General features: G+C 71.1%; 14 protein-coding genes. 7 read left to right on the top strand and 7 right to left on the bottom strand.

What is annotated here, in order from left to right:
- Positions 1-56: 56 nt before the first annotated feature.
- Positions 57-389, bottom strand: coding sequence for a hypothetical protein (locus tag IE217_RS02130; protein ID WP_190175932.1), 333 nt, complete (start codon positions 387-389; stop codon positions 57-59).
- A gap of 95 nt (positions 390-484) precedes the next feature.
- Positions 485-1441 carry a heme o synthase gene (locus tag IE217_RS02125; protein WP_190176090.1) on the bottom strand — a complete coding sequence of 319 codons (957 nt, stop codon included), beginning with the start codon at positions 1439-1441 and terminating at the stop codon, positions 485-487.
- Between the two features lie 375 nt (positions 1442-1816).
- On the opposite strand from IE217_RS02125, the gene tkt reads away from it, so the two are divergent.
- From tkt to pgl, 5 genes are read left to right on the top strand one after another with little or no spacing between them, the layout of a single operon-like run.
- Positions 1817-3919, top strand: coding sequence for a transketolase (tkt, locus tag IE217_RS02120; protein WP_190175931.1), 2103 nt, complete (start codon positions 1817-1819; stop codon positions 3917-3919).
- 34 nt (positions 3920-3953) lie between these two features.
- Positions 3954-5072, top strand: a complete 1119-nt coding sequence (tal, locus tag IE217_RS02115; RefSeq protein WP_190175930.1) for a transaldolase — start codon at positions 3954-3956, stop codon at positions 5070-5072.
- A 4-nt stretch (positions 5073-5076) separates the two neighbouring features.
- On the top strand, positions 5077-6615 hold the full coding sequence (zwf, locus tag IE217_RS02110) for a glucose-6-phosphate dehydrogenase (protein ID WP_190175929.1): 1539 nt from the start codon (positions 5077-5079) through the stop codon (positions 6613-6615).
- A complete protein-coding gene (gene opcA / locus IE217_RS02105) occupies positions 6612-7673 on the top strand; it encodes a glucose-6-phosphate dehydrogenase assembly protein OpcA (RefSeq protein ID WP_190175928.1) in 1062 nt (353 codons plus the stop codon). Before zwf ends, opcA begins: the two co-directional genes overlap by 4 nt.
- On the top strand, positions 7670-8452 hold the full coding sequence (gene pgl, locus IE217_RS02100; protein WP_190175927.1) for a 6-phosphogluconolactonase: 783 nt from the start codon (positions 7670-7672) through the stop codon (positions 8450-8452). The genes opcA and pgl overlap by 4 nt, the downstream gene beginning before the upstream one ends.
- Before the next feature lie 58 nt (positions 8453-8510).
- Here the strand turns inward: pgl and IE217_RS02095 are convergent, their stop codons facing one another.
- The 5 genes from IE217_RS02095 to IE217_RS02075 all read right to left on the bottom strand — a co-directional run bounded on the left by IE217_RS02095 (position 8511) and on the right by IE217_RS02075 (position 15211).
- Positions 8511-9350 (bottom strand): carbohydrate ABC transporter permease, encoded by an 840-nt coding sequence (locus IE217_RS02095; protein WP_190175926.1) that lies wholly within the window; start codon positions 9348-9350, stop codon positions 8511-8513.
- Entirely contained in the window at positions 9347-10714 is a 1368-nt protein-coding gene (locus IE217_RS02090) for an ABC transporter permease (protein ID WP_190175925.1), read from the bottom strand. The genes IE217_RS02095 and IE217_RS02090 overlap by 4 nt, the downstream gene beginning before the upstream one ends.
- A gap of 6 nt (positions 10715-10720) precedes the next feature.
- Positions 10721-12052 (bottom strand): ABC transporter substrate-binding protein, encoded by a 1332-nt coding sequence (locus tag IE217_RS02085; RefSeq protein WP_190175924.1) that lies wholly within the window; start codon positions 12050-12052, stop codon positions 10721-10723.
- Between the two features lie 50 nt (positions 12053-12102).
- Positions 12103-13740: a glycoside hydrolase family 13 protein gene (locus IE217_RS02080; protein WP_190175923.1), complete on the bottom strand. Its 1638-nt coding sequence runs from the start codon at positions 13738-13740 to the stop codon at positions 12103-12105.
- 199 nt (positions 13741-13939) lie between these two features.
- Positions 13940-15211: an ABC transporter substrate-binding protein gene (locus IE217_RS02075; protein WP_190175922.1), complete on the bottom strand. Its 1272-nt coding sequence runs from the start codon at positions 15209-15211 to the stop codon at positions 13940-13942.
- A 215-nt stretch (positions 15212-15426) separates the two neighbouring features.
- On the opposite strand from IE217_RS02075, the gene IE217_RS02070 reads away from it, so the two are divergent.
- The gene (locus IE217_RS02070) at positions 15427-15942 is read left to right on the top strand and encodes a PadR family transcriptional regulator (protein ID WP_190175921.1); all 516 of its coding nucleotides are present in this window, start codon (positions 15427-15429) and stop codon (positions 15940-15942) included.
- Complete coding sequence (locus IE217_RS02065) at positions 15939-16697, top strand: ABC transporter ATP-binding protein (RefSeq protein WP_190175920.1); 759 nt, start codon at positions 15939-15941, stop codon at positions 16695-16697. Before IE217_RS02070 ends, IE217_RS02065 begins: the two co-directional genes overlap by 4 nt.
- The last annotated feature ends 53 nt before the right edge of the window (positions 16698-16750 follow it).

Here is a 16750-nt window from a genome sequence, read left to right as displayed (position 1 = left end):
GGACTCCCCGTTCGGTGGACGCGTGCTCCTCACACGTCCTAACGGGTGAACCGGCGTCAGGTGTTGCTCGGGCCGCCCAGCTGGATCCCGGCCATGCGCGTCCACTCGTACGGGCCCGTGCGCACCTTGGCCGCGAACTCGCCGTCGAAGTCCTCGTGGACGGTGATGCCGGCCTTCGCGACGGCCTTCTCGGCCAGCTCGTAGGAGGGCGCCACCAGGTCGCCCCAGCCGCCGTCCTCGCCGACGAGGACGATGCGCGCGCCGCGCTCGCCGAGGTAGGCCACCTGGCCCTCGGCACCGCCGTGCGCCTTGGAGAACGCACCGATCCGCTTGGCGAGGCGTGCCACCGTGCGCTCGGCCTTCGGGTCAACCTGCTCAGTCTCTGCCATGGCCAGGATGCTACCGACGGGTAGATCAAACGGCGACGGGTGGGGTGCGTGGCCTTGACCACGCACCCCACCCGTCGGCTTCGTAGGAGTGCCCGCTAGCGCAGGAAGGGGTCCACCGCGACGGCGACGAACAGCAGCGAGACGTAGGTGATGGACCAGTGGAACAGGCGCATCTCCTTGAGCTTGCCGCCGGTCGCCTCGGCCCTGGCGCGGTTCTGCAGCGCGTGCGCCTCCCACAGCCACCAGCCGCCGGCCACCAGCGCCACCGCCGTGTAGAACCAGCCGGTGTAGCCGAGCGGGGTGAGCAGCAGGGAGACGGCCACCATCACCCAGCTGTAGATGACGATCTGCCGGGCGACGACCTTGTTGGAGGCGATGACCGGCAGCATGGGCACGCCCACGCGCGCGTAGTCGTCCTTGACCTTCATGGACAGCGGCCAGTAGTGCGGCGGCGTCCAGAAGAACATGACGAGGAAGAGGATCACCGGCGCCCAGGACACGGTGTCCGTGACCGAGGACCAGCCGATCAGCACCGGCATGCAGCCGGCGATGCCGCCCCAGACGATGTTCTGGGACGTACGCCTTTTGAGGATCATCGTGTAGACGACGACGTAGAAGAGGAGCGCTCCGAGCGACAGCCACGCCGACAGCCAGTTGACGGTGAGGCCGAACAGCAGCGTGGAGACGACGGCCAGCGTGATGCCGAAGGCGAGGCACTCGCGCGGGCTCACCATGCCGGTCACCAGCGGCCGCTGCGAGGTGCGGTCCATCAGGGCGTCGATGTCGCGGTCGATGTACATGTTCAGCGCGTTGGCGCCGCCCGCCGACAGGTAGCCGCCGACGCAGGTGAGGACGACCAGACCGAGGTCCGGCACGCCCCGCTGCGCCAGGAACATCACCGGAACGGTGGTGATGAGCAGAAGCTCGATGATCCGCGGCTTGGTCAGCGCCACGAACGCCTTGACACGGGCCCCGAACGGCCGACGGCTCGGCTTCTGGCCCGCATCGAGCACCACCCCCGCTGGACGGGATTCGACGGCCGTCACGCACACCCCTGACAGAGACATCCCAGCGAGCCCCCGTCAGGTGAACCGACAGTCGGGGCTCGCGCGTACCACGCCACTGTAGACGTTGCCCAGACCCCGGCCTTCGCGGGGGTGGGGTCGTGTTGGCCCCCGCCCTTCCGGCGGGCGCGCGCCGGCTCGATTGAGCGATCGGATGAGCGCCTCCGTATTCATGTGCCGAATCGGTCGACGAGCAGGCGGGGAGGCGGATCTCCAAGAGTCCCGGCACTCTGGAACGACGCGGAAAACGCACGTTCTTACGGGATAGGCTCGACAGCGGCCGGCCGACGCGGAGAAGGCCGGCAGCCGGCGCGCGGTCACGTGCACCGGCATCCGACATGTGGAGAGGAGCCCTGACCCAGGGTGAGCACCAAGCCGACCACCACAGACCTCGAGTGGACCGAGTTGGACACGCGCGCGGTCGACACCGCGCGCGTCCTGGCCGCCGACGCCGTACAGAAGGTCGGCAACGGCCATCCCGGCACGGCGATGAGCCTGGCTCCCGCCGCCTACACCCTCTTCCAGAAGGTGATGCGGCACGACCCGTCCGATCCGCAGTGGGTGGGGCGCGACCGCTTCGTGCTGTCCGCCGGCCACTCCTCCCTGACCCTCTACACCCAGCTGTACCTGGCCGGCTTCGGCCTGGAGCTGGAGGACCTGAAGTCGTTCCGCACCTGGGGCTCGAAGACCCCGGGCCACCCGGAGTACGGGCACACCCCGGGCGTGGAGACCACGACCGGGCCGCTGGGCCAGGGTGTGGCCAACGCGGTGGGCATGGCGATGGCCGCCCGCTACGAGCGCGGCCTGTTCGACCCGGAGGCGGCGCAGGGCGAGTCGCCCTTCGACCACTTCATCTACTGCATCGCCGGTGACGGCTGTCTGCAGGAGGGCATCTCCGCCGAGGCCTCGTCGCTGGCCGGCCACCAGAAGCTCGGCAACCTCATCCTGCTGTGGGACGACAACCACATCTCGATCGAGGGCGACACCGAGACGGCCGTCTCCGAGGACACCACGAAGCGGTACGAGGCCTACGGCTGGCATGTGCAGCGCGTGGAGGCCAAGGAGAACGGCGACCTGGACCCGCGGGCGATCTTCGCCGCGATCCAGGAGGCCAAGGCCGTCACCGACCGGCCGTCCTTCATCGCGATGCGCTCGATCATCGCCTGGCCGGCGCCGCACGCCCAGAACACCGAGGCCGCGCACGGCTCGGCGCTCGGCGAGGACGAGGTGGCCGCCACCAAGCGCGTCCTCGGCTTCGACCCCGAGAAGCACTTCGAGGTGTCCGACGAGGTGCTGAAGCACACCCGCGGCGCGCTCGAGCGGGGCCGCCGGGCCCGGGCCGAATGGGAGAAGTCCTTCCAGCAGTGGCGCGACGCCGATGCCGGGCGGGCCGCGGAGTACGACCGCTTCGCCAAGGCGGAGCTGCCGGCCGGCTGGCAGGAGAAGATCCCGGTGTTCGAGGCCGGCAAGGGCGTGGCCACGCGTGCCGCCTCCGGCAAGGTGCTCCAGGCCCTGGGCGAGGTGATCCCCGAGCTCTGGGGCGGCTCCGCCGACCTGGCGGGCTCCAACAACACCACGATCGACAAGACGTCGTCGTTCCTGCCCGAGGGCAACCCGCTGCCGGAGGCGAACCCGTACGGCCGCACCATCCACTTCGGCATCCGCGAGCACTCCATGGGCGCGGAGCTGAACGGCATCACCCTGCACGGCAACACCCGTGTCTACGGCGGCACCTTCCTCGTCTTCTCCGACTACATGCGCAACGCGGTGCGCCTGTCGGCCCTGATGCACCTGCCGGTGACGTACGTGTGGACGCACGACTCCATCGGCCTCGGCGAGGACGGCCCCACCCACCAGCCGGTCGAGCACCTGGCCTCGCTGCGCGCCATCCCGGGCCTGAACATCGTCCGCCCGGCCGACGCCAACGAGACCGCGATCGCCTGGCGCGAGATCCTCACCCGCTGGACCAAGGAGTACGGCAAGGGCGCCCCACACGGCCTGGCGCTCACCCGCCAGGGCGTGCCGACCTACGAGCCCAACGACGACGCGGCGCGCGGCGGTTACGTCCTCTTCGACGCCGAGGACGCCGACGGGCAGAGCGCCGAGCCCCAGGTGATCCTCATCGCCACCGGCTCCGAGGTGCACATCGCCGTCGAGGCGCGCGAGCAGCTCCAGGCGGAGGGCGTGCCCACCCGGGTCGTGTCCATGCCGTCCGTCGAGTGGTTCGAGGAGCAGGAGCAGGGGTACCGGGAGAGCGTGCTGCCCCCGGCCGTGCGGGCGCGTGTCGCGGTCGAGGCGGGTGTCGGTCTCACCTGGCACAAGTACGTGGGAGACGCCGGGCGCATCGTTTCCCTGGAGCACTTCGGTGCTTCAGCCGACGGCAAGGTCCTCTTCCGCGAGTTCGGCTTCACGCCTGAGAACGTGGCCGCCAAGGCGCGGGAATCCCTCGCCGCCGCCCAGCGCTGACGCTCATATACGACACGTAGGAGATGCATTTTCCATGACAGACGCACTCAAGCGCCTCTCCGATGAAGGCGTCGCGATCTGGCTGGACGACCTGTCGCGCAAGCGGATCACGTCCGGCAACCTCGCCGAGCTGATCGACCAGCAGCACGTCGTGGGCGTCACCACCAACCCGACGATCTTCCAGAAGGCGATCTCGCAGGGCGACGGCTACGACCAGCAGGTCTCCGACCTGGCCGCGCGCCGGGTCACCGTCGAGGAGGCCATCCGCATGATCACCACGGCGGACGTCCGCGACGCCGCCGACATCCTGCGCCCGGTCTTCGACGCCACCGACGGCCAGGACGGCCGGGTCTCCATCGAGGTGGACCCGCGTCTGGCCCACAACACCAAGGCGACGGTCGCCGAGGCCCGGCAGCTGGCCTGGCTGGTGGACCGCCCGAACACGCTCATCAAGATCCCGGCCACCCGGGCGGGCCTGTCGGCGATCGCCGAGACCATCGGCAACGGCATCAGCGTCAACGTCACGCTGATCTTCTCCCTGGAGCGCTACCGCGCGGTCATGGACGCCTACCTGACCGGCCTGGAGAAGGCCAAGGAGCGCGGCCTGGACCTGTCCAAGATCCACTCCGTGGCGTCCTTCTTCGTCTCCCGCGTGGACACCGAGATCGACCGCCGCATCGACGAGATGGGCACCGACGAGGCCAAGGCGCTGCGCGGCAAGGCGGGCGTGGCCAACGCGCGCCTGGCCTACCAGGCGTACGAGGAGGTCTTCGGCTCCGACCGCTGGAGCGTGCTGGAGAACGCGGGCGCGAACAAGCAGCGTCCGCTGTGGGCCTCCACCGGCGTGAAGGACAAGGCGTACAAGGACACCATGTACGTCGAGGAGCTGGTCGCGCCGAACACGGTCAACACCATGCCGGAGGCCACCCTGGAGGCCACCGAGGACCACGGCGAGATCCGCGGCGACGCGGTGCGCGGCACCTACGAGCAGGCCCGCGCGGACCTCGACGCGCTGGAGCGGATCGGGATCTCCTACGACGAGGTGGTCCAGGTCCTCGAGGACGAGGGTGTCGAGAAGTTCGAGGCCTCCTGGAACGACCTGCTGAAGTCGACCGAGGCGGAGCTGGAGCGCCTCGCCCCGTCGGAGGGCTGAGGCCTTGGCGTCCCACTCCGGCACCGGAGCCAATCCGCTCCGTGACCCCGCCGACCGACGGCTCCCGCGCATCGCGGGGCCGTCGGGCCTGGTCATCTTCGGCGTCACGGGCGACCTGTCGCGCAAGAAGCTCATGCCCGCGGTGTACGACCTCGCCAACCGGGGTCTGCTGCCGCCGGGCTTCTCGCTGGTCGGCTTCGCCCGCCGCGACTGGGAGCACGAGGACTTCGCGCAGGTCGTGCACGACGCGGTCAAGGAGCACTCGCGCACGCCGTTTCGCGAGGAGGTCTGGCAGCAGCTCCTCCAGGGCATGCGCTTCGTGCAGGGCACCTTCGACGACGACGACGCCTTCGAGCGGCTGCGCGGGACGATCGAGGAACTGGACAAGGCGCAGGGCACGGGCGGCAACTTCGCCTTCTACCTGTCCGTGCCGCCGAAGTCGTTCCCGGTGGTCATCCAGCAGCTGAAGAAGCACGGGCTGGCCGACCAGTCCGGCGGCTCCTGGCGGCGGGCGGTCATCGAGAAGCCGTTCGGCCACGACCTGAAGTCGGCCGAGGAGCTGAACAAGGTCGTGCACGAGGTCTTCTCCTCGGACCAGGTCTTCCGCATCGACCACTACCTGGGCAAGGAGACCGTCCAGAACATCCTGGCGCTGCGCTTCGCCAACCAGATGTACGAGCCGATCTGGAACCGCTCCTACGTCGACCACGTGCAGATCACCATGGCCGAGGACATCGGCATCGGCGGCCGGGCCGGCTACTACGACGGCATCGGCGCCGCCCGTGACGTCATCCAGAACCACCTGCTGCAGCTGATGGCGCTCACCGCGATGGAGGAGCCCGCCTCCTTCGGCGCGGACGCGCTGGCCGCCGAGAAGGAGAAGGTGCTCGGCGCGGTCCGGCTGCCCAAGGACCTCGGCAAGTCCACCGTGCGCGGGCAGTACGCGGGCGGCTGGCAGGGCGGCGAGAAGGTGATCGGCTACCTCGAGGAAGAGGGCATCGACAAGAAGTCGAAGACCGACACCTACGCGGCCGTGAAGCTGGGGATCGACAACCGCCGCTGGGCGGGCGTGCCGTTCTACCTGCGCACCGGCAAGCGGCTGGGCCGCCGGGTGACCGAGGTCGCGGTGGTCTTCCAGCGGGCCCCGCACTCCCCCTTCGACACCACGGCCACCGAGGAGCTGGGCCAGAACGCGATCGTGATCCGCGTCCAGCCCGACGAGGGCGTCACCGTCCGCTTCGGCTCCAAGGTGCCGGGCACCTCCATGGAGATCCGGGACGTGTCGATGGACTTCGCCTACGGCGAGTCCTTCACCGAGTCCAGCCCGGAGGCGTACGAGCGGCTGATCCTGGACGTGCTGCTCGGCGACTCCAACCTCTTCCCGCGCACCGAGGAGGTCGAGCTGTCCTGGAAGATCCTCGACCCGATAGAGGAGTACTGGGACAAGCACGGCAGGCCCGCGCAGTACGCGTCCGGGACGTGGGGGCCCGTCGAGGCGGACGAGATGCTCGCACGAGACGGACGGAGCTGGCGCCGGCCATGAAGATAGACCTGACCGACACCACGGCCGGCAAGATCAACAAGGCGCTGGTGCAGGGCCGCCGCGCCATCGGCACACCGGCCGTCGGCATGGTGCTCACCCTCGTCGTCGTCACCGACGAGGAGAACGCCTACGACGCCCTGAAGGCCGCGAACGACGCCTCGCACGAGCACCCCTCGCGCACCCTGGTGGTCATCCGGCGCGTCTCGCGCACCCCCCGGGACCGCACGGGTTCGCGCCTGGACGCCGAGGTGCGGGTGGGCGCGGACGCGGGCACCGGCGAGACGGTGGTGCTGCGGCTGTACGGCGAGGTCGTCGACCACGCCCAGTCGGTGGTGCTGCCCCTGCTGCTGCCCGACGCGCCGGTCGTCGTGTGGTGGCCGATGGACGCCCCGCTGGACCCGGCGAACGACCCGCTGGGCGCCCTCGCGCAGCGCCGCGTCACCGACACCTACGCCTCCGAGGAGCCGGTGCGGGACCTCGCGGCCCGGGCCGACGCCTACACCCCGGGCGACACGGACCTGTCGTGGACGCGGATCACGCCGTGGCGTTCGATGCTGGCGGCCGCCCTCGACCAGGTCGCCTGCGAGGTGAAGGCCGTCGAGGTGGAGGGCGAGGAGTCCAACCCGAGCTGCGAGCTGCTGGCGATGTGGCTCGCGGACCGGCTGGACGTGCCGGTGCGGCGCTCGTCGTCGGGCGGGCCGGGCCTGACCGCCGTCCGTATGGACACCACGTGCGGGGCGATCACCCTGGACCGCGCCGACGGCAGGCTGGCGACCCTGTCCATCGAGGGCCAGCCGGAGCGGGCGGTGGCGCTGAAGCGGCGGGAGACGGCCGAGCTGATCGCGGAGGAGCTGCGGCGCCTGGACCCGGACGACACCTACGCCTCGGCGCTGCGCTTCGGCGTGGAACGGCTGGCGGACCCCTCGGGCGCAATCTCGGCCGGGCAGGAGCCGGTGGCGGTGGCGGTGCCGGAGGAGGAGACGGCGAAGGGGCCGGCGGGCCGGGGGGCGTCCAGGACCGCGCGGAAGGTCCCGGCGCGGAAGGCGGCGGCCAAGTGAGCACCCCTCAGCTGGTCGTCCACCGCGACAAGGAGCTGATGGCGCAGGCCGCGGCGGCCCGTCTCATCACCCGGATCGTGGACGCGCAGGCCTCCACGGGAGCGGCGAACGTGGTCCTCACCGGGGGCCGCAACGGCAACGGCGTGCTCGCCGCGCTGGCCGCCGCGCCGGCCCGGGACGCGATCGACTGGGGCCGCCTGGACCTGTGGTGGGGTGACGAGCGGTTCCTGCCCGAGGGCGACCCGGAGCGCAATGTCACCCAGGCCCGCGAGGCCCTGCTGGACTCGGTGCCGCTGGACCCCAAGCGGGTGCACACCATGCCCGCCTCGGACGGCCCCTGGGGCGCGGACGCCGAGGCGGCGGCGGAGGCGTACGCCGAGGAGCTGGCCCACGCGGCCGGTCCCGCCGGCCATGGCGCGGTGCCCGCCTTCGACGTGCTGATGCTGGGCGTCGGCCCGGACACCCACGTGGCCTCCCTCTTCCCGGAGCACCCGGGGCCGCGCGAGACGGAGCGCACGGTGATCGGCGTGCACGGCTCGCCGAAGCCGCCGCCCACCCGGATCTCGCTCACCCTGCCCGCGATCCGCGCGGCCCGCGAGGTGTGGCTGCTGGCGGCGGGCGAGGACAAGGCCAGCGCGGTGGCCATCGCCCTCTCGGGCGCCGGGGAGATCCAGGCCCCGGCGGCGGGCGCGCGGGGCCGGGCCCGCACCCTGTGGCTGCTGGACACGGCGGCGGCGGCCCAGTTGCCGCGGTCGCTGTATCCGCCGGCGTCGGCGTGAGGCACGGCGGTGGGGGCGGCGGGGGGTCAGGAACCCCCGCCGCCCCCACCGCCGCCGCTCACTTCACCGATCCCGCCATCACCCCCTGCACGAAGTGCCGCTGGAAGGCGAAGAAGACGGCCACCGGCACCACCAGGGACAGAAACGCGCCCGGCGCGAGCACGTCGATGTTGCTCCCGAACTGCCGGATCTGCGACTGCAGTTCCACCGTGAGCGGCTGCGAGGAGCTGTCCGCGAACAGCAGCGCCACCAGCATGTCGTTCCACACCCACAGGAACTGGAAGATGGCGAGGCTGGCGATGGCCGGCCGCCCCACGGGCAGCACGAGCCGGGTGAAGATCCGCCACTCGCTGCCCCCGTCCATCCGCGCCGCCTCCAGCATCTCCTTGGGCATCTCGGCGAAGTAGTTGCGCAGCAGGAACACCGCGAACGGCAGCCCGTAGGCGACGTGGAAGAGGACGACGCCGGGGATCGTGCCGAACAGGCCCAGGACGCCGAAGAGTTTGGCCACCGGCAGCAGGCCGATCTGCACGGGCACCACCAGCAGCGCCACCACCAGCAGGAACAGCGGCTCGCGCAGCGGGAAGTCCAGCCAGGCGAAGGCGTATCCGGCGAGCGCCGCGATGACGACGACCAGCACGGTCGCCGGCACCGAGATCAGCACCGTGTTCCAGAAGGCCTGGGTCATCCCGGCGTTCTTCAGCAGGGCGGAGTAGTTGTCGAAGGACAGTTGGCCGGGGCCTGTCAGCGCCGTCCACCAGCCGCCCTTGGCGGTGTCCTGGGCCGAGCGCAGCGAGGAGACGAACAGTCCCGCGAGCGGTGTGAGCCAGACCAGGCCGATCACCACGAGGAAGGCCTGCACGAGCCCGTTCCCGAGGCCCCTCCTGACCGCGTTCATCGCTGACTCCTTCGGAAGCGGCGGACGTTGAAGACCATCGCGGGGATCACCAGCAGCAGGAGCAGTACGCCGAGCGCGCTGCCGAGGCCCTGGTTGTTGCCGCCGCCGAAGGACACCAGCCACATCTGGGTCGCCAGCACGGTGGCGTCCTCCTGCACCGGGCCGGGCGCGATGATGTAGACGAGGTCGAAGACCTTCATCACGTTGATGACGAGGGTGACGAAGACGACCGTGAGGACCGGCGCGAGCAGCGGCACGGTGATGCGGCGGAAGATCTGCCACTCGTTGGCGCCGTCCATCCGCGCCGCCTCCAGCGCGTCCCGGGGCAGCGTGGCCAGCCCCGCGCCGATCAGCACCATCGCGAACCCGGTCCAGATCCACAGGTAGGCGCCGATGATCGCCGGGGTGACCAGGGTCGGCCCGAGCCAGGAGATGCCCTGGTAGGGCGGCGCGAAGTTGGACTCCGGCAGTTTCAGGGTGTACGAGCCGGCATTCAGCCCGGTGAGGTGGAAGGAGCCGTCGGACGCGGTCGTCGCGCTCGCGACCGTGTGCCCGCCGCTCAGCGCCTCGACCTTCATGCCGGGCAGTCCGCTCTCGCCGCGGTCGACCTTGTCGCGGGTGCCGCCCCCGCCGGGCGTGAAGTCCAGGTAGACGACTCCGCGCAGCTCCCCGGGGGCGGCCTTCCGCCCGGCCGCCGGGTAGGCGGGCACGGCGTTCTTCGGCAGGTCCTTGGGCAGCACGCCGACCATCGGCAGCGCCACCGTGTCACCCGGCGAGACGGCCTTGACCGTGACGTACGAGCCGTCGTGGTCCTGGGTCAGCCGCTCGGCGCGGCCGCGCGCGGTCGGGTAGGACGAGGCGCCCTCGAAGGCGTCGTGCACGGACACCGCTGCCGCGTTCAGCACGCCCTTGTTCGGGTCCTCGTCGTAGGCGAGGCGGAAGATGATCCCGGCGGCGAGGAAGGACACGGCCATCGGCATGAACAGCAGCAGTTTGAACGCGGTCGCCCAGCGGACCTTCTCCACCAGGACGGCGAGGATCAGCCCGAGGCCGGTGAGCAGCGCGGGTGCCACGACCACCCAGATGGTGGTGTTCCGGATGGCCTTGAGCGTGGCCGGGTCGCGGAACATCTCGGTGTAGTTGTCCCCGCCGACGAAGCGGGTGCCGGAGGCGTCGAAGAAGCTCCGGCCGACCGAGAACAGCACCGGGTAGACGACGAGGGCGCCGAGCAGCAGCAGCGCCGGGAAGACGAACAGCAGGGCGACGACCCGGCCCCGCCGGCGCAGGCGCCGCGCCCGGCCGGCGGGCGATGCGGCCGGCGGGGGGCTCGCACCCTTCTCCTTGGTGAGGGTGGTGGCGGTCATGCCGGGTCAGCCCTGGTCCTGGTAGGCCTTGGCCGCCGCGGCCTCCAGCTTCGCCGCGGTGCCCTTCGGGTCGGAGGGGTCGCGCAGGAAGTCCTGGAGCAGCTTCCACTCGCCGGCGCCCTTGGTGCCGCCGAAGGCCGCGGGGGCCTGGTCGGACATGTCGAAGCGGACCGAGTCGCCCGCGTCCACGAGGGACTTGGCGGTGGCGCGGGTGACGTCGTCGCCGTAGGAGGCGAGGTCGAGCTTCTTGTTCGGGGACAGGAAGCCGCCCGCCTTGGCCCACACGGCCGAGGCCTCGGGGGTGGCGAGGAACTCGAGCAGCTTCATGCCGGCCTTGGCGTTCTTGCCCTTCTTCAGCACGACCGCCGCGTCGCCGCCGCTGACGACCGGCGCCTTGCCGCCGTCGACGGACGGGAAGGGGAAGAAGTTCGCGTCCTTGCCGATGGTCCTGCCGAACTGGTCGTGGGCGACACCGGCGACGAAGTCACCCTCGTAGACCATGCCGGCCTCGGGCTTGGGGCCGAAGACCTTCTCCACCGAGCCCGGGAAGTCGGTGTTCAGGGCCCCCTTCTGGCCGCCCGCGATCAGCTGCTTGTCCTTGAACAGCTTGCCGAGCGTGCCGAGCGCCCTGACCACGCTGGCGTCGGTCCACTTCAGCTTGTGCGCGGCGAGGGCGTCGTACTTCTCGGGTCCGGCCTGGGAGAGGTAGACGTTCTCGAACCAGTCGGTGAGCGTCCAGCCGTCCTGTCCGCCGACCGCGAAGGCGGCGAGCCCGGAGTCGGAGAGGGTGTGCCCGGCCTTGAGCATCTCGTCGTACGTCTTCGGCGGCTTGACCCCGGCCTGGTTCAGCGCGTCGGGGCTGTACCAGACGGTCGACTTGTGGGCGGCCTTGAAGTACAGCCCGTACAGGGTGCCGTCGACGCTGCCGTACTTCTTCCACACGGGGGCGTAGCCGGCGTCCACCGACTTCTGGGTGGTGGCGGACAGCGGCTCGAGCCAGCCCTTCCTGGCGAACTGCTGGAGCACGCCGACCTGCGGGACCATCACGACGTCGGGGGCGTTGCCGCCCTCGATCTTGCTGCCGACGACGGTGGAGACGTTGTCGCCGGTGGAGACGAACTGCGTCTTGGCGCCCGTCTTCTCGGTGAACGCGTCGAGCACCTTCTGGAAGTTCTTCTGCTCGGTGCCGGACCAGACGCCGGCCACGGTGACGGTCTGGCCGCTGAGCGGCTTGTCGCCGCCGCCCGCGGAGACCGGGTCGCCGCCGCAGGCGGTCGCGCCGAGCGCGAGGACGAGGGCGGTGCAGCCGGTGAGGAGGGTGGTGCGTCGTCGCATCATCGTTGATGTCCCTTCGGGGAATGGGAAGTTGACGGAGACTCGGAGGAAACTCAGGTGGTGGGCTGGTCGTCGTCGGCCGTCCACCAGGCGGCGGTGGAACCGGCGAGCACTCCGGGCGGGCAGGGCCCGCTGGCGAGCAGCGGGGTGCCGGCGACCGGCGCGGGGGTGGGGGCCGTACCGAAGTTGACGGCGCAGACCAGGCCGTCGCCGCGGACGAAGCCGAGGACGCCGGGCGGGGTGTCCAGCCAGCGCAGCGTGCCCTCGCCCAGCTGGGGCAGGGCGGCGCGCAGCTGGAGGCCGTCGCGGTAGAGGTGCCAGAAGGAGCGGGTGTCGGCGAGGGCGCGGTCGGTGGCGTACTCGGCGAAGTACTCCGGCTGCGGCAGCCAGGGCTTGGCGCCCTCGGCCCCGGAGGTGAAGCCGAACGGGGACGCCTGCCCGGACCAGGGCAGCGGCACCCGGCAGCCGTCACGGATGCGGGCGCGGCTCCCGGTGCGGCGGAAGATCGGGTCGGTGAGCACGTCGTCGGGCAGGTCGACGACCTCGGGCAGGCCGAGCTCCTCGCCCTGGTAGATGTACGCGGCTCCGGGCAGCGCCAGCATCAGCAGCGCGGCGGCTCGGGCACGGGCGGCGCCGAGGCCGCTGCCGCCGGTCGCGGGCTCGCCGTAGCGGGTGACGGTGCGGACCTGGTCGTGGTTGTTGAGGACCCAGGTGACCGTGGAGCCGGTGCCGGCGATGTCCTGCATGGCCTCGGAGACGACCTTGCGGAAGGCGTCGGCGTCCCAGGGGGCGCTGAGCAGGTCGAAGAAGAAGGCCTGGTGCAGCTCGTCGGGGCGGACGTAGCGGGCGTGCTCGCGGGCGCTGGGCACGGAGACCTCGCCCACCAGCAGCCGTTCGCGGCCGTCGCGCGCGGTGTACTCCTCGCAGACGGACCGCCAGCGCCGCCACACGTCGTGCACCTCGGGCTGGTTCCAGGCGAGCGGGTTGACCGAGTCGCGGGTGCGGGCGTCGGCCTCCGGGTCGTCCGAGTCGGGCAGCGCGGGGTGCTTGTAGAGGCCGGCGGCGACGTCTATGCGGAAGCCGTCGACGCCCCGGTCCAGCCAGAAGCGCAGGACGCGCTCGAACTCGGCGGGGACGCGGTCGTCGCGCCAGTTCCAGTCGGGCTGCTCGGGCGTGAACATGTGCAGGTACCACTGGCCGGGGCGGCCGTCCGGCTCGGTGATCCGCGTCCAGGCCGGGCCGCCGAACATGGCGTGCCAGTTGTTGGGCGGCTCGGCGCCGTCCGGGCCGCGTCCGTTGGCGAAGTGGAAGCGGGCGCGGGCCGGGCTGCCGGGTCCGGCGGCGAGCGCCTCGCGGAACCAGGGGTGCTCGCTGGAGCAGTGGTTGGGGACGATGTCGAGCAGGACCTTGACGCCGAGGCGGCGGGCGGCGGCCATCAGCCGGTCGAACTCGCCGAGGTCGCCGAAGACCGGGTCGACGTCGCAGTAGTCGGCCACGTCGTAGCCGTGGTCGTGCTGGGGCGAGGGGTAGAAGGGGCTCAGCCAGATCCCGTCGACGCCGAGCTTCTTCAGATACGGCAGCCCGGCCCGGACCCCGGCGAGATCGCCGATGCCGTCTCCGGTGCTGTCCAGGAAGCTGCGCACGTAGACCTGGTAGATCACCGCGTCGCGCCACCAACGATGCCTGTTCAACCCATTGCCCTGTCTCTGTAGGCCCGTCGTTATGCATGCATGTTAGGTAGGGGCTTCGGAGAGGTGTCAATGAAGTGACCAGAAGCTACCGGTCAGTTGACCACGCATATGGGTACGTAACCGGACAGTCCGACCCCAGTCGTGATGACCGCGTTACTTAACAAGTAACTAGCAGAGGGGGCGGCGAGGGAAGGGCCGGCTAGCGGTGGGAGACGGCGGCCAGCTCGCGCGCCAGCCGCCGCACAGCAGCCTCGGGCGTCTCGCGCCCGGTCAGCGCGTCGTGCACGACCGCCTGCACCACCAGGCTGACCTGGTCGTAGTGCGCGCTCTTGGGGCGCGGCGCGGCCGAGAGCACGGCGGCCCGCAGCGTCGGCAGGTACGGGAACCGCCGGACGAGGCCCGGGTCCTGGTAGAGCGCGGCGCGCACGGGCGGCAGCGCGCCCTTGGTGAGCACCTGGCGCTGGACGGGCTCACTGGTGAGGTACGCGATCAGACGCGCGGCGGAGTCCGGGTGCCGTGCGTGCGTGTTGACGGCCAGGTTGGAGCCGCCCAGCACGCTCGTCCCGGGCCCGTTCGGTCCGGGCAGCGGCACGGCGCCGATCCGGCCGGCGACCTTGGAGCCCCTGGCGGAGGCGACGGCGTAGGCGTAGGGCCAGTTGCGCAGGAAGAGCAGGTGGCCGTCCTGGAAGGCCTGCTTGGACTCCTCCTCCTTGTACGTCAGCGCCGCCTTGGGTATCCAGCCCTCACGGAAGCCGCGCGCGAGGAAGCCGATGCCCTCCCGGGCCGCCGCGGAGTTGACGGTGACGCGGGCGCCCTCGTCGCCGAGGATGGTCCCGCCCGCGGAGTACACCGCCTCGGCCGCGTTGACGGTCAGACCCTCGTAGGGCAGGAACTGGCCCGCGTAGCCGCCCAGTCCGTACTTGGGCGCGATGGTCCTGGCGTCGTGCTCCAGCTCGGCCCAGGTGCGCGGCGGCGGGACGCCCTCCTTGGCGAGGACGTCCTTGCGGTACAGCAGCAGCCCGGCGTTGGTGACGTAGGGGACCGCGTAGAGCCGGCCGTCGTAGGTCGCCGTGTCGACGACCGGGGGCAGGAAGGTCCTCAGCGGGAAGCGGTCGCGCGGCAGCGGGCGGATCCAGCCGGCGGCGGCGAACTCCGAGGTCCAGTTGACGTCGATGTTGAGCACGTCGAAGCGGCTGCGGTCGCCGCCGCGCAGGTCGGTGGTCATCTGCGCGTGCGTCTCGTCGGCGGAGTCGGGCAGCTCGACGAGGGTGACCTTCTCGGCGGGGTGGGTGCGGTTCCAGCCCTCCAGCAACGGGCCGAGATAGCCGGTGAGGTCGCCTGCGGTGGCGAGGGTGAGCGGGCCGCGGCCCGCGCCGGAACCCTCGTCGGCGTGGGCCCCGGAGGCGATGTAGCCGGTCATGACCACGACCAGGACGAGGAGGCCCCTACCCGCGGCGCGCATCCACCGCATAGGTTCCTCCTTGCACACAGGCACCGGGCACCTTCGCCCGGCGTCAGAGGCCATGTATACCTGTTAGGTATGCGCGATACTAGGGCCTGGACCACAGTCCGGGACACGGTCCGCGAGACGGTCCAGGACACGGTCCGCACGACGGCCCGGACACGGTCCGTACGACGGTCAGGAACACATTGCGCACATGACGAGGGCGCGGGAGGAGAGCACGAGTGCGTCTGCACCTGCTGGCACTCCTCGCGCGCGGTCCCGCCCACGGTTACGAGCTGAAGCAGGACCTTGAGCAACTGCTGGGCTCCGCGTACCCTCAGCCGAACGTCGGCCAGATCTACGTCACCCTCGGCCGCCTCGAGAAGTCGGGACTGATCGAGGGCGAGGACGTCGAGCAGTCCAGCCGGCCCAACAAGAAGGTCTACCACCTCACCGAAGCCGGGCGGGATGCGCTGCGCGTCTGGTTCGAGGAGCCCGAGGACGAGCCGCGGGTGCGGGACGAGTTCTTCATGAAGCTCGCCCTCGCGCCGCAGACCGGCCTCGCCGACCAGATCACCCTCATCAACAAGCAGCGGCGCCAGTACCTCAACACCATGCGCAACCTGTCGAAGCTGGCCGCCGCCGAGGACCGCGACAACCGCGTCGCCCATCTGCTGATCGAGGGCGCCATGCTGCATCTCCAGGCCGATCTCGACTGGCTGGAGCGCTGCCAGGAGGAACTGGAGGAGCTGGAGTGAGTGACGTCCTGCCTCCCGTCCTGCGGGCCGAGGGCCTCGTCAAGACCCATTACGGCGAGGGCGCGCCCGCGCACGCCGTGCGCGGGGTCGGCCTGTCGGTGGCGCGCGGCGAGTTCGTGGCGGTCACCGGCCCGTCCGGCGCCGGCAAGTCGACCCTGCTGCACCTGCTGGGCGGGCTCCAGCGCCCCGACGAGGGCAGCATCTGGCTCGACGGCCGGTGCACGGACTCCTACGGCGAGGCCCGCTGGGCGCAGGAGCGCCGCCAGTACATCGGGATCGTCTTCCAGTTCTTCAACCTGGTCTCCAACCTGTCCGTCGCCGACAACGTCGAACTGCCCGCCCTGCTCGCCGGCCGCTCACCGAAGCAGGCCCGCGCCGGACGCGAGGAGCTCCTCGCCGAACTGGGCCTGGAGGGCAAGGAGCGCAGCATGCCGGGCGAGCTGTCCGGCGGCGAGCAGCAGCGCGTCGCCCTGGCCCGCGCCCTGGTCAACCACCCGCCGCTGCTGCTGGCCGACGAGCCCGCGGGCAGCCTGGACAGCAAGGGCACCCGCGAGGTGATGCGGCTGCTGTCCCGCTTCCACCAGCGCGGCCAGACGATCGTGCTGGTGACGCACGACGCGCGGCTGGCGAGCGCCGCGGACCGGGTGATCAGCTTCTTCGACGGCCGGATCGCCGACGACGCGGAACTCGGCGGCGCCCCCGCGCGAGGCCGGGGCATCGCGGACGTGCTGGAGCTGAGGGACCGACTGCGGTGAGGGACTGAGCGCTGTGTACGACCATCCGACGCACGACCGCCCGGCGCACCACC

This window comes from Streptomyces naganishii JCM 4654, from assembly GCF_014650575.1.
Lineage (GTDB): Bacteria > Actinomycetota > Actinomycetes > Streptomycetales > Streptomycetaceae > Streptomyces > Streptomyces naganishii.
This window is presented reverse-complemented; position numbering and strand designations above follow the sequence as displayed.

Coding starts and splice junctions, on each gene's coding strand:
- IE217_RS02130 (WP_190175932.1), bottom strand. CDS start 389: ATGGCAGAGACTGAGCAGGTTGACCCGAAGGCCGAGCGCACGGTGGCA.
- tal (WP_190175930.1), top strand. CDS start 3,954: ATGACAGACGCACTCAAGCGCCTCTCCGATGAAGGCGTCGCGATCTGG.
- opcA (WP_190175928.1), top strand. CDS start 6,612: ATGAAGATAGACCTGACCGACACCACGGCCGGCAAGATCAACAAGGCG.
- IE217_RS02095 (WP_190175926.1), bottom strand. CDS start 9,350: ATGAACGCGGTCAGGAGGGGCCTCGGGAACGGGCTCGTGCAGGCCTTC.
- IE217_RS02090 (WP_190175925.1), bottom strand. CDS start 10,714: ATGACCGCCACCACCCTCACCAAGGAGAAGGGTGCGAGCCCCCCGCCG.
- IE217_RS02085 (WP_190175924.1), bottom strand. CDS start 12,052: ATGATGCGACGACGCACCACCCTCCTCACCGGCTGCACCGCCCTCGTC.
- IE217_RS02075 (WP_190175922.1), bottom strand. CDS start 15,211: ATGCGGTGGATGCGCGCCGCGGGTAGGGGCCTCCTCGTCCTGGTCGTG.